At 62.8% G+C, this 12228-nt stretch carries 12 protein-coding genes; 4 read left to right on the forward strand and 8 right to left on the reverse strand.

Translation table 11 applies throughout. From position 1 onward, the window contains the following. Positions 1–39: 39 nt before the first annotated feature. Positions 40–1374, reverse strand: a complete 1335-nt coding sequence (locus ACO076_RS11450; RefSeq protein WP_421722963.1) for a UDP-glucose dehydrogenase family protein — start codon at positions 1372–1374, stop codon at positions 40–42. A 158-nt stretch (positions 1375–1532) separates the two neighbouring features. Here ACO076_RS11450 and ACO076_RS11455 point away from each other — a divergent pair, with 158 nt between their 5' ends. Beyond that, on the forward strand, positions 1533–1931 hold the full coding sequence (locus tag ACO076_RS11455; protein WP_421722964.1) for a DUF2155 domain-containing protein: 399 nt from the start codon (positions 1533–1535) through the stop codon (positions 1929–1931). Here the strand turns inward: ACO076_RS11455 and aat are convergent. The 6 genes from aat to ACO076_RS11485 form a co-directional block, all read right to left on the reverse strand. Further along, a complete protein-coding gene (aat, locus tag ACO076_RS11460) occupies positions 1868–2539 on the reverse strand; it encodes a leucyl/phenylalanyl-tRNA--protein transferase (protein ID WP_421722965.1) in 672 nt (223 codons plus the stop codon). The genes ACO076_RS11455 and aat overlap by 64 nt on opposite strands. Then, positions 2523–3887 (reverse strand): acetyl-CoA carboxylase biotin carboxylase subunit, encoded by a 1365-nt coding sequence (gene accC, locus ACO076_RS11465; protein ID WP_421726722.1) that lies wholly within the window; start codon positions 3885–3887, stop codon positions 2523–2525. The genes aat and accC overlap by 17 nt, the downstream gene beginning before the upstream one ends. Before the next feature lie 14 nt (positions 3888–3901). After that, on the reverse strand, positions 3902–4369 hold the full coding sequence (accB, locus tag ACO076_RS11470) for an acetyl-CoA carboxylase biotin carboxyl carrier protein (protein WP_421722966.1): 468 nt from the start codon (positions 4367–4369) through the stop codon (positions 3902–3904). 9 nt (positions 4370–4378) lie between these two features. After that, entirely contained in the window at positions 4379–4822 is a 444-nt protein-coding gene (gene aroQ, locus ACO076_RS11475; protein ID WP_421722967.1) for a type II 3-dehydroquinate dehydratase, read from the reverse strand. A 140-nt stretch (positions 4823–4962) separates the two neighbouring features. Beyond that, a complete protein-coding gene (locus ACO076_RS11480) occupies positions 4963–5841 on the reverse strand; it encodes a DsbA family protein (RefSeq protein WP_421722968.1) in 879 nt (292 codons plus the stop codon). A gap of 36 nt (positions 5842–5877) precedes the next feature. Beyond that, a complete protein-coding gene (locus tag ACO076_RS11485; protein ID WP_421722969.1) occupies positions 5878–7215 on the reverse strand; it encodes a M48 family metalloprotease in 1338 nt (445 codons plus the stop codon). Positions 7216–7479: 264 nt separating this feature from the next. On the opposite strand from ACO076_RS11485, the gene ACO076_RS11490 reads away from it, so the two are divergent. The 3 genes from ACO076_RS11490 to ACO076_RS11500 all read left to right on the forward strand — a co-directional run bounded on the left by ACO076_RS11490 (position 7480) and on the right by ACO076_RS11500 (position 11526). Next, positions 7480–8586 carry a pyridoxal phosphate-dependent aminotransferase gene (locus tag ACO076_RS11490; RefSeq protein WP_421726723.1) on the forward strand — a complete coding sequence of 369 codons (1107 nt, stop codon included), beginning with the start codon at positions 7480–7482 and terminating at the stop codon, positions 8584–8586. A 102-nt stretch (positions 8587–8688) separates the two neighbouring features. Further along, positions 8689–10317, forward strand: a complete 1629-nt coding sequence (pgi, locus tag ACO076_RS11495) for a glucose-6-phosphate isomerase (protein WP_421722970.1) — start codon at positions 8689–8691, stop codon at positions 10315–10317. A gap of 39 nt (positions 10318–10356) precedes the next feature. Beyond that, positions 10357–11526: an alpha-hydroxy acid oxidase gene (locus ACO076_RS11500; RefSeq protein WP_421722971.1), complete on the forward strand. Its 1170-nt coding sequence runs from the start codon at positions 10357–10359 to the stop codon at positions 11524–11526. A 6-nt stretch (positions 11527–11532) separates the two neighbouring features. Here the strand turns inward: ACO076_RS11500 and ACO076_RS11505 are convergent, their stop codons facing one another. Further along, a complete protein-coding gene (locus ACO076_RS11505; protein WP_421722972.1) occupies positions 11533–12219 on the reverse strand; it encodes an RraA family protein in 687 nt (228 codons plus the stop codon). Positions 12220–12228 lie beyond the last annotated feature (9 nt).

The raw sequence follows: 12228 nt of genomic DNA on the forward strand, positions 1-12228 counted from the left end.
ACGACTCGCGAGGCCGCGGTCGATACCGATGGGCGTCGCCTAGGGTACGCTCTCGCCGCGATCAAGAAGAGGCCGGCCGATCGATTGGTAAGCGAAGCCGTGAGCCTGGACCTCCGCCGGTGGATAGATGTTGCGGAGGTCGACGAGGACAGGATCAGGGTTCATGGCCACCTTTATGCGCTCCAGGTCGAGCGCGCGGAACGATTCCCACTCGGTGACAAGCACCAACACGTCGGCTCCCGCCGCGCATTCGTATGGGTCGTGTGTGAGCATCACGTTTGGCAGGAGGGGCGCGGCCTGATCCATACCCTGCGGGTCGAAGGCTCGGATTTGGGCTCCGGCCTTCTGCAGCGGCGGGATCAGGGCCAATGACGGAGCCTCGCGCATGTCGTCGGTGTTCGGCTTAAAGGTCAGACCGAGAATGGCCACGGTCTTCTGCTCGACGGAGCCGCCGAGCGCATCGATCACACGCTGCGCCATGCTCGTCTTTCGCGCCTCGTTGATCTCGTTGACCATGGTCACGATGCGCAAGCCGGCGCCGGCCTCTTCGGCCGTTCGAATGAGCGCCAGGGTGTCCTTGGGAAAACAGGAGCCGCCGAAGCCCGGGCCGGCGTGAAGAAACTTCGGTCCGATGCGGTTGTCGAGGCCCATGCCGCGCGCGATATCCTGGACATCCGCGCCGAGCTTTTCGCAAAGGTCGGCCATCTCGTTAATGAACGTGATCTTGGTCGCCAGAAACGCGTTCGACGCGTATTTGATGAGTTCGGCCGAGCGGCGGTCGGTGAAGAGAAGCGGCGCCTGGTTGAGGTAAAGCGGCCGGTAGATCTCGCTCATGACATCGCGGCCGCGTGAGTCGGTGGTGCCGACTACGATGCGGTTGGGTCGCTTGAAATCCTCGATCGCGGCGCCTTCGCGCATGAATTCGGGATTGGAGACCACGACGAAGTCGGCATCCGGCCGCTCCGCACGGACCGCGGCTTCGATCTTATCGCCGGTGCCAACGGGCACGGTCGACTTGGTCACGATCACCGTGAACCCACGGAGCGCCTTGGCAATTTCCCGCGAGGCCGCATCGACGTAGCTAAGGTCGGCGTGACCGTCCCCCCGTCGGGATGGCGTGCCGACTGCTATGAACACGGCATCGGCTTCGGCGACGGCACGGTCGAGATCGGTCGTGAAGAACAGGCGACCTTCGGCGACGTTGGTGGCGACGATGTGATCGAGGCCCGGTTCGTAGATTGGAATATCGCCCTTCTCGAGCGCACGAATCCGATTTTCGTCAGTATCGACGCACGTTACGACATGCCCAAAGTCGGCGAAACAAGCCCCGGACACCAAGCCGACATAGCCGGCGCCGATCATCGTCAGACGCATGTCGAAACCCCGTATAGCTGCCCCGAGAAAGGCGGTCTCGCTAGCATGGCGGCGCGACCGACGCCACCCTGTCAGATTGCCTCAGCCGGGCCTTTTCCCCGCCGGATTCCCGTGCTAACTGCCGCATTTAGCAGAAGTCGGAAACAATCCGCCAAGAAATGAAACGTATCCTTGCTTTCACCGCCATCGCTGCGCTGCTGGTGCCTGTTCCGGCAATGGCGGAACGGATTACCAACCCGGTTGCTGTCTTCTCCGGGCTCGACAAGATCACCGGACGGATCATCTCCTTCGATGTCTACATCGACGAAACGGTCCAGTTCGGCGCGCTGCAGGTGACGCCGCGCGTTTGCTACACACGGCCGCCGACCGAGACGCCTCTCACTGACGCTTTTGTCGAGGTCGACGAGATCACCCTTGATCGGAAGGTGCGCCGCATCTTCTCTGGCTGGATGTTTGCCGCCAGTCCCGGGCTCCACGCGGTCGATCACCCCGTCTACGATGTCTGGCTCGCCGACTGTAAAACATCCTCGCCGGTGGCCCCGCCGTCCCAGCGGTAAAAGTCGGCGCTGGCTTTGATCGCCGAATCAAGCAGCGTCTGATAGTGGCGGCGATCGATTTCGATGACACCGAACTGAGCCAGATGCCGTGTGGTGAACTGGGTATCGAGTAGCTGAAACCCGCCTTCCTTAAGTCGCGCCACCAGATGTACCAACGCGATTTTCGAGGCATCGCGTTCGCGGCTGAACATGCTCTCGCCGAAAAACGCGCCGCCAAGCCGAACGCCGTACAATCCGCCGATAAGTTCGTTCTGGCGCCAGACCTCGACGGTGTGGCAGTGACCCATGGCGAAAAGGTCTGAGTAAAGCCTGCGGATGCGCTGATTGATCCAGGTCTTGGCTCGGCCGGGGGCCGGGTCGGCACACCCTTCGATCACGCTGTCAAAATCAGAGTCGATACGGACTTCAAAATCACCCCTTGTGATACTTCGCTTAAGGCGTCGGGGTATGTGAAACTCTTCGAGGGGCAGGACGCCGCGCGACTCCGGTTCGATCCAGTAGAGACCCGGGTCATCCGCCGCTTCCGCCATCGGAAAGATGCCCACCGCATAAGCCTTCAGCAGAACCTGCGGCGTGATCTCCAGAAGTATGTCATCCCGTGCGGCCATGCGCATCGACGCTCGCCGACAACCGTTTCTCCAGCCAATGGATATCATATTGTCCGGCGACGATTTCTTCGTCCACAACCAGGTCGCGGAACAACGGTATGGTCGTCCGGATTCCGTCGATAACGAACTCGTCCAGCGCACGCCGAAGCCGCATCATGCATTCAGTTCGATCGCGGCCGTGAACGATCAGCTTGCCGATCAGGCTGTCGTAGAACGGAGGGATGCGGTAGCCCTGATAAACGGCCGAATCGACCCGCACGCCGAGGCCGCCGGGCGGATGGTAGTTGGCGATCCGTCCAGGCGAGGCAGCGAAGGTCCTCGGGTCTTCCGCGTTTATCCGGCATTCGATGGCGTGGCCTTCGAAGGTCACCGCGTCCTGACCGAACGAGATGCCGCGTCCGGCCGCAATCCGGATTTGCTCGTTGACAAGGTCGATACCCGTGATCGCTTCCGTGACCGGGTGTTCGACCTGGAGCCGGGTGTTCATTTCTATGAAGTAGAACTCGCCGTTCTCGAAAAGGAACTCGACGGTTCCCGCCCCGGAATAGCCGAGCGATCCGACCGCGTCCGCGACGACGCCGCCGATCCGGCTCCGTGCTTCCTCGTCGATGACCGGCGAGGGGCCTTCTTCCCAGACCTTCTGATGGCGGCGTTGCAGCGAGCAGTCCCGCTCGCCGAGGTGAACGCCACTGTTCTTACCATCGCCCAGGACCTGTATCTCGATGTGGCGCGGCTTGCCGAGATACTTCTCGACATAGAGGGCGTCGTCGCCAAACGATGCGCGGGCCTCGGCGCGAGCGGTGGCAAAGGCGTCCGGCAATTCGTCAGGGGTGCGCGCGACTTTCATCCCCTTGCCGCCGCCGCCGGCCGCGGCCTTGATCAGGACCGGATAACCCACCTCCGCGGCGATCTTACGAGCGGCGATTTCGTTGGCGACACCACCGTCCGACCCGGGGACGATCGGGATTCCAAGCCGCTCGGCCGTCTTCTTGGCTTCGATCTTGTCGCCCATGATCCGGATATGCTCGGCACTCGGTCCGATGAACGCGACCTTGTGGGCCTCCAGGATCTCCGCGAACCGTGCGTTCTCGGAGAGGAAGCCGTATCCGGGATGAACAGCATCGGCGCCGGTGATCTCGCAGGCGGCCAGTATTTGTGGGATGTTGAGATAGGAGTCGCGCGCCGGCGGCGGACCGATGCACACGCTTTCATCAGCCAGGCGTACGTGCATCGCGTCTTCATCAGCCGTCGAGTGGACGGCGACAGTGGCGATGCCAAGCTCCTTGCAGGCGCGCAACACCCGCAGGGCGATTTCGCCCCGATTGGCGATCAGGATTTTTCCGAACAGGGGCGGCGCCGCGTTCATTCGATGATCATCAGGGGCTCGCCGTATTCGACCGGCTGTCCGTCCTCCACAAGTATGCTGGTCAGCGTGCCACCTCTGGGCGCCGGGATGTGGTTCATCGTCTTCATGGCCTCGACGATCATCACGGTCTGGCCCTCGCGGACATGCTCGCCGACGTCGACATAGGGGCGAGATCCCGGTTCCGGTGCCAGATAGGCGGTGCCAACCATTGGCGAGAGTACGGCGCCCGGATGATCGGCAGGGTCGTCCGCTGCGGCCGTCGGTGCCGCAGGCTCGGCTGCCCCCGCCGCCACTGGAGACGCGGCGGTTGGCGCGACTGCGACGGCCGTCGGCGTCGCGCTGCGCGCTACGCGTATTCTCGTTCCATCGTTCTCAAATTCGATCTCGGTGAGACCGGTTTCCGTCAAAAGCTCGGCGAGCTCGCGAATAAGGTCGTGGTCGACGCTTTTCTTGTTTTCGCTCATGCGTCCTCTTTAGCCGCGCGCGGCGATGACCTGCTTGATGGCCGCAATCGCCAGAATGTAGCCTGTCGGACCAAGTCCGCAGATCACCCCCACCGCCACTGGCGAGATATGGGAATGATGGCGGAAAGTTTCACGGGTAAAGATGTTTGAAAGGTGAACTTCGATCGCCGGTTTACCCGCCGCGCGGATCGCGTCGTGAATCGCGATGGAGGTATGGCTGTAGGCGCCCGGGTTTATGACGATTCCGTCCGCCGAGTCGGCGGCCTCCTGGATCCAGTCGACCAGGATTCCTTCGTGGTTGCTTTGGCGGAAATCCACGGAAAGGCCGGCCTCGCGGCCGGCAGTGCGGCACTCCTCACCGATTTCTTCGAGGCTCTTGCCGCCATAGATACCCGGTTCGCGCCGACCGAGCATGTTGAGATTGGGTCCGTTGAGGACAAAGATCGTTGCCATCTCCGACCCGCTTAGGTCCGACTCGATGGCGGCTGCACAACCGCGCCGCATGAAACGGCGCCGTTATAAGGGCTTGGCCGCGCCAGGGAAAGCGAAATGCGGGCCGTTCGGCTGAGATTGTGGACGGTTGCAGGAGGAGCTCAGCAGACCGTCGTTTCGCAATTGTGTCGGGCAGTTAGAATCCGGTCACGCAGCGCATCGTATCCAACCGCTCCGATCACCACGTCGCTGGCCAAGACGTACGAGGGGGTGCCAGTAAGCGAAAGCTCGTTGGCGAGGGTGAAAACCTCGGTGAGCGTGTCGTCCACCTCGTCGGCGTCGATCTGCTCAAGCAACGCGTCGGTGTCGATGCCGAACTCCTCGGCGACAGCGATGGCGATTGCGCCGTTTACCTGGCCGGGTTGGGTCAGCAGCGCCTCGTGGAATTCTTCTATTTTATCCGGCGCGACCAGGCTTACGGCGATGGAAACTTGCGCTGCCTCGACAGAGCCTTCCCCGAGAACCGGGAATTCCTTCAGAACAACCCGCAGGTTCTCGTCCTCTTCGATCAGTCGTTTCATGTCATCGAGAGCGCGACGGCAGAAGCCACAGTTGTAGTCGAAGAACTCGACGATCGTAACATCGCCGTCCGGATTACCCAGGACTACCTGACGCTCCGAGCTGAAGAGGAGGTCCTTGTTGACTTCGATGGCCGCCATCTGCGCTTCACGCTCAGCCTCTTCCTGGCGGCGCTGGAATTCCTCCATGGCGTCGCGGATGATTTCCGGGTTGGCGATGAGGTGGGATCGAATGGTCGTCTCGACTTCGCGCTTCTGCTGATCGGACAGTCCGGCGACGACGGTCGGCTCAGGAGTCGCTGGCGCCAGCAGTTCGGGATTGTTCTCCAGGTATTCCTTCACAGCCGCTTCGGTCACGGCAGTACTCGGTCCACGTCCGGTGACTTCGACGCCGATCAGGTAGCCCACCGCGCCAACGACGATGGCGCCGATGACGGCGATTGCGATGTGGGACTGCTTCATGTTGAGGCTCCGTGGGCGCGAAAGGCGGAAGTCACATTACTTAGGTGGGGTATAGGCGATGATATCCTCGGCGCGAACCCATCCCGGTGATCCGGTCTTCAATCTTTCTTGAGCCCGAGTCGCGTGAATCTTGGCATCCTTATAGTTCCCTTGGACAAACAGACCTTCCGCGGTCGCGAGTTCGGCGCGGGGAATATTACCGGACAGCGCATGAGCCCGGGCCAAGGTCCGCCATCCGATCGGCACGTCCGGGGTGGACTGCAGCCCGACGGTCAGATTCTTGATCGCAATATTGACGTTGTCGGCCTGTTCTGTCGCCACCAGCGCCTGCCCGTACATGATACGCAGCAAACCCGATCCTGGCGCCAGCGAGACGGCCTGGCCTAGTGGTCCGATCGCTTCAGCCGGGCGGGCGTTCTCAAGAAGGGCCTGGCCCTTCAGCTCCCAAAAGAACGGATTGTCGGGCTGAGCCTGGATCAATTCGTCGATCCGCTTGATCGCTGGCTCAAGGGCGCCGGCGCGATACGCTGCGATCGCCCGCGCATAGCGCGCCGGGAGGCTCGTGTCGCTCGGTGGAAACCGTCGTCCGACCTGCTGGGGTGTCAATGTGAAGCCCACGAGCTTGGCCCGAACGAGATCGTGGCGGCGCTGCAAGTCGGCCGAGTCGGTTTTATTGGCGTGGGGGCTCTGGCGGGCGAGCGCTTCGATGGTCGCCAGCCGCTCGGCGGGGAGGGGATGCGATTGGACATATGGGTCCGCGCCCCGGGCGGAAAACATCACCTGTTCAGCAAGCCGGCGCATCACGGCCACCATGCCGAGGCTCGACTGGCCGGTGGCATCAAGGTACCCGACCGCGGTCCGGTCGGCCGCGGCCTCCTGAGCGCGGACATAAGCCAGGACGTTTCGCTGGGCGGCGTGCATCGATCCGGCCATGATTCCGCTGCCGGCCTGGCCGAGGCCTTGCAGGCCAGACGCCTGCCCGGCCAGTGCGGCGCCGACGCCGACGATCGCGCCGATAACGGCAGCGGTGGACGAATTCGCGATGGTTTGCCGCAGACCAGCGAGATCGCCCTGCGCAATGTGGGCGGCTTCGTGCGCCAACACGCCGATCACTTCGTTCGGCGTTTCCGACTTCATGATGGTGCCGGTGTTGATGAACATCCGTGAGGCATCGACGACGAAGGCGTTGAACCGGTCGTCGGGTACGAGAAAGATCTGAACACTCGGTCCGTGGAGTCCGGAGACCCTGAAGATCGGCTCCGCGTAATCCTGGATCAGCGCTTCCGTTTCCGCATCGCGCACGATCGGCACGCTTGCGGCCTGTGCCGACCCGAGTGAAACGGCGAGTGCGGTGGCGGTTATGACGCTTCGCATCGGAAGGCGGGACCGCGCCGCTCGGCCTTTCCAACCGCGGGAGGGGCTGATAGGCATCTCGATCGAACACATGAGCGCATCTCTTGTTTTGATGTCCAGCGATTTGCCGCGGGGCGCCCCTCATAACTTCCCGCGGCCGCGTCGCCGCCCGGTCGATTGACGCCGGATTGAGGCTACAGCAAGACCTTTCAAGCCTAGGAGATATCGTTGAACGGCCCCAAGTTCCAGCCTTCCCGGCGCGGTCAGGTCGAGCCATTCCTGGCGATGGAGGTTCTTCAAGCGGCGGTGGAGCAGGAGGCGGCGGGCGACCACGTTATCCACATGGAGGTCGGTCAACCGGGAGCGCCGGCGCCGAAGCCAGTGCTCGAAGCGGCACATCACGCGTTGGCCGACGGCCGATTTCGCTACACCGAGGCGCTCGGCATTCGTCCCCTGCGAGATCGGATCGCGCGGCACTATCATGAAGCGTACGGGATCGAGGTCGCGCCGGACCGGATCGCCGTGACCACCGGATCGTCCGCCGGCTTCAATCTGGCTTTTCTGGCTGCGTTCGATCACGGCGACCGCATCGCGCTGGCGGTACCTGGCTATCCGGCCTACCGCAATCTGCTTGGCGCCCTGGGGCTCGAGGTGGTGAACGTCGAAACCAGCGCGGAAAGCGGTTACGTCATGACGCCGGAGATGCTGGCGGCAGCCCACGCCGATCGGCCCCTCGCTGGCGTGCTAATCGCCAGTCCGGGCAATCCGACCGGGACGGTGCTTCAACCAGAAGCGCTCAGGGCGTTGATCGAAACAGCCGAGGCGCTCGGCATTCGTTTCATCTCGGACGAGATCTACCATCGACTGGTCTACGCCGGCGCCGCCGAAACCGCGCTGAAATACTCGCCTCATGCGATCGTGGTTAACTCGTTTTCCAAATACTACTGCATGACCGGATGGCGCGTTGGATGGATGGTGCTGCCGGAGGAGTTGGTTCGCCCCGTCGAGCGGATCGCCCAGAACCTCTACATCTCAGCGCCGGATATGTCGCAGCGTGCGGCAGTTGCCGCCTTCGATGCGACGGAAGAACTCGAGGCTGTCAAGGACGGGTACGCCGCGAACCGACATCTCCTGCTCGACCGTCTTCCGGCGATCGGGTTCGACGATTTCTACCCCGTCGACGGTGCGTTCTATGTGTACGCGTCGGTTCGCCGATTCTCGAACGACTCGATTGACTTCACTCAGCGGATGCTGCGAGAGGCGCGAGTCGCGGCAACGCCGGGCCCCGACTTCGATCGGTCACGTGGTCACGCCTGGATGCGTTTCTCCTTCGCCGGCACGGAGGCGGATATGGCGGAAGCAATGGAACGGCTCGGCGACTGGCTGGCCTGAAGGTACGAAGCAATGATCGCCTCTGGCCAAGCCGGAGATTGTGTCTAGGATGACCGACATAGTTTCGGTGGTAGTTGCGGGGCGTCGGACGTGAATTCAGACATGGTCAGGGCATTTGCCGCGCTGGAGGCGCACCGGCCGGCGGTTGCCAAGGTATCTCTGCGCGAGCGCTTCAGCACCGATCCGGAACGCTTCGACCGATACTCGATCGCATTCGGCGATCTCCTTCTGGATTATTCGAAAAACCTGATCGACGACGAGACGATGGATCATCTTCTCGCGTTGGCCAAGGCCGCCGATCTAGTGGGTCATCGGACCGCGATGTTCGGGGGCGAGGCGATCAACAAGACCGAAAACCGTTCGGTGCTGCACGTGGCACTCCGCGCCATGCCGGACGAAGTGTTTCGATCAGGCGGACATAACGTCGTACCTGAGGTTCACGCCGTCCTGAACGCCATGGCGCAGTTTGCCGAAGGGGTGCGGGACGGAACGATAAGGGGTGCCGGCGGAGCATTCACCGATGTCGTGAACATCGGCATCGGCGGCTCCGACCTCGGCCCGCGGATGGCGGTGCGGGCGCTGACGCCATACTGTGACGGCCCCCGCCTTCACTTTGTCAGCAATGTCGACGGTGCTGACATCCGCGACACGCTGGCGGGTCTCGACCCGGATCGAACGCTGTTTCTGGTCGCCTCGAAGACGTTCACCACGATCGAGACGATGACCAACGCCGCCACGGCGCGGGCCTGGGTGGTTGACCGCGTTGGCGAAGATGCGGTCGGCGACCATTTCGCCGCGATGTCGACTGCCCTCGACAAAGTGGCCGCGTTCGGAATCGCGCCGGATCGCGTGTTCGGTTTCTGGGATTGGGTCGGGGGCCGCTATTCGATCTGGTCAGCGATCGGCTTGCCACTGATGATCGCTATCGGATCAGCGAACTTCACGCGGTTTTTGGCCGGCGGTCGGGCGATGGATGACCATTTCCGGATCGAGCCGTTGGATCGCAACCTGCCGGTGATCCTCGCCCTCCTCGGCATCTGGTATCGCAACATCTGGGATTTCCCAGCCTATGCGGTGTTGCCCTACGAGCAACGGCTCGAACGGTTGCCGGCGTATCTGCAGCAGCTCGACATGGAGTCAAATGGCAAACGGGTGCGTATGGCCGGTGGTGCCACGGTGATGGGGGAGACCGGCCCGCTGGTGTTCGGCGAGCCCGGCACCAACGGTCAGCACGCGTTCTATCAACTGCTGCACCAGGGCACCGATGTGATCCCATGCGACTTTCTTGTCGGCGCCCTCTCGGACCAGGTCGATGACGGCGGTCACCAAGCGCTACTGATTGCCAACTGCTTCGCGCAAAGCGAGGCGCTGATGCGGGGTCGAACGATCGCCGAAGCGCGGGAAGAGATGACGGCTCAGGGCATGCCGGCTCATGAAATCGAGAAACTCGCCCCACACAAGGTATTCCCAGGCAATCGACCATCGAACACCTTGCTCTACCGACAGCTCGATCCGGAAACGCTTGGCAAGGTTATCGCTCTTTACGAGCACAAGATCTTCGTCCAGGGGGTGATCTGGGGGATCAACTCTTTCGACCAGTGGGGGGTTGAACTCGGCAAAACCTTGGCGAAGGCGATCCTCCCGATGGTCGATGGTGATGTTCAGCCGGACCGTAGCGATTCATCCACCGCCGGCCTGATCGAGGCAGCCAGACTGCTGCGCCAAGTCTGACACGACATCAATGACTTCTCCTTTCCCCTTCGAATTTAGATGAACACCGACACCCTCGGCCGCATCAACAGTGTCTCGCAAATGCGGGCGCGGGCGCGCCGCACTCTGCCACGCGCAGTGTTCGATCTTGCCGACGGTGCGGCGGAAGACGAGTGGACCGTCCACCGAAACGAGTCTGCCTTCGACGATATTGCGCTTCTGCCGAAGCCGCTGGATGGTGCTGCGACGCGGGACCTGTCGCTAACGCTCTTCGGGCATCGATTGTCGATGCCGGTTCTGATTGGCCCGACGGGCCTTTCCGGCCTGTTCTGGCCGGACGGTGAGCGCTGTGCGGCACGCGCTGCCAAGGCGGCTGGCGCCGGTTTCTGCCTCAGTCACGCGTCGGTCTGCACGCTGGAAGGCCTTGCTGAGGTCGACGTGGAACCGCGGTACATGCAGATCTTCATCTACCGCGATCGTGGCTTCACTAGAGAACTGGCCGATCGTGCCGCGGCGGCCGGTTATCACGGCCTGATCCTGACGATCGACAATCAGTTCCCCGGCAATCGCGAGCGCGACCTCAAAAACGGATTCAACATCCCGCCCCGCCTCGGCCCGGTTCAGGTCGCTGGCATGGCGATCAAGGTCGGCTGGCTCTGGCGGATGCGGCACGCGCTGCGGGGGGTTGGGTTCGCCAACTACGTACGCGATGGCAAGAAGATGGAGCTTCCGCCACGGAACGTCCGGGTTGCTGAGCTGTTCGATCCGGGTATGTCCTGGGCCGATGTCGAAGAGCTCAAGAAACACTGGAAGGGGCCGCTGATTCTGAAGGGCGTCTTGCACCCCGACGAAGGTCGCGCAGCGGCGGATCACGGCGTCGATGCGGTGATCGTATCGAACCACGGGGGGCGCCAGCTCGACGGCGCAGCGTCAGCGATCGAGGCGCTACCCGGCGTGGTCGCCGCGGTCGACGAGCGCATCCCGGTGCTGATCGACGGCGGCATTCGTCGCGGTGTCGACGCGGTGCGGGCGTTGTGCCTCGGTGCCACCGCCTGCCTGATCGGACGTCCTCAGCTCTGGGGACTGTCGGTGGCCGGTGAGGCCGGCGTCGCCCGCGTGCTCGAGATCTACCGCAGTGAAATCGATCGCGTGATGGGGTTATGCGGCGTCAGCCGTCTCGCCGATCTCGGTCCGGACCTGGTTCTCAATCCGCCGCTGCCGCGAAGCTGAGGGCGATCAGTCGATTTCGTCGAAGAGCCCGGCGTCGATCCGCGACTGGATGAAGTTCGCGATGCGGAGCCCGTCTTTCACTTTTGCCTCAAGATCCGCTTCCGCCGCCCGCACCACCGCGAGGGCGGAGATAACCGTATCGATACGGTCAAACGGAACGATGACGACGCCGTCTTCGTCGCCGACGACGATATCGCCCGGGCCTACCTGAACGCCTCCGGCGATGACTGGTAGTCCAATGGTGCCTGGACCATTACGCACAGGCGAGTTGGGCGTCACCCCCGCAGCAAAGCACGGAAGCCCGACCGCCCGAATCCCGGCGATGTCGCGGACGCATCCATCGGTGACAAACGCTGCGCAGCCGGAGTTTTTCATCATGCCAAGCAGAAGGTCGCCGATCACCGCCGCTCCGGTGAATTCACCCGACGCGGAGACGATCACGTCACCGGGCTGGACCACATCGAGTGCCCCGCAGGTCGCAAGATTGTCGCTTGGGCCGTCGCTGCACGGGACCGCCACGCCACAAAACGAGGCCGGACCGCCGATCGGCTTGATTCGAACATCAAGCGCACCGGACCCTTTCATGGCATCGACGACATTACCCGTCGGGACGCCGGAGAAAGCCGCGACTTGCGCGGCGGAGGGGCGCGGAAACGCGCGGCGGACGGTGAGAAGCGGTGGATCATCAATCATGACCGGCGT

It is taken from the genome of Bauldia sp., assembly GCF_965232525.1.
Lineage (GTDB): Bacteria > Pseudomonadota > Alphaproteobacteria > Rhizobiales > Kaistiaceae > Bauldia.

Coding starts and splice junctions, on each gene's coding strand:
- ACO076_RS11450 (WP_421722963.1), bottom strand. CDS start 1,374: ATGCGTCTGACGATGATCGGCGCCGGCTATGTCGGCTTGGTGTCCGGG.
- ACO076_RS11455 (WP_421722964.1), top strand. CDS start 1,533: ATGAAACGTATCCTTGCTTTCACCGCCATCGCTGCGCTGCTGGTGCCT.
- aat (WP_421722965.1), bottom strand. CDS start 2,539: ATGGCCGCACGGGATGACATACTTCTGGAGATCACGCCGCAGGTTCTG.
- accB (WP_421722966.1), bottom strand. CDS start 4,369: ATGAGCGAAAACAAGAAAAGCGTCGACCACGACCTTATTCGCGAGCTC.
- aroQ (WP_421722967.1), bottom strand. CDS start 4,822: ATGGCAACGATCTTTGTCCTCAACGGACCCAATCTCAACATGCTCGGT.
- ACO076_RS11480 (WP_421722968.1), bottom strand. CDS start 5,841: ATGAAGCAGTCCCACATCGCAATCGCCGTCATCGGCGCCATCGTCGTT.
- ACO076_RS11485 (WP_421722969.1), bottom strand. CDS start 7,215: ATGCGAAGCGTCATAACCGCCACCGCACTCGCCGTTTCACTCGGGTCG.
- ACO076_RS11490 (WP_421726723.1), top strand. CDS start 7,480: ATGGAGGTTCTTCAAGCGGCGGTGGAGCAGGAGGCGGCGGGCGACCAC.
- pgi (WP_421722970.1), top strand. CDS start 8,689: ATGGTCAGGGCATTTGCCGCGCTGGAGGCGCACCGGCCGGCGGTTGCC.
- ACO076_RS11500 (WP_421722971.1), top strand. CDS start 10,357: ATGAACACCGACACCCTCGGCCGCATCAACAGTGTCTCGCAAATGCGG.
- ACO076_RS11505 (WP_421722972.1), bottom strand. CDS start 12,219: ATGATTGATGATCCACCGCTTCTCACCGTCCGCCGCGCGTTTCCGCGC.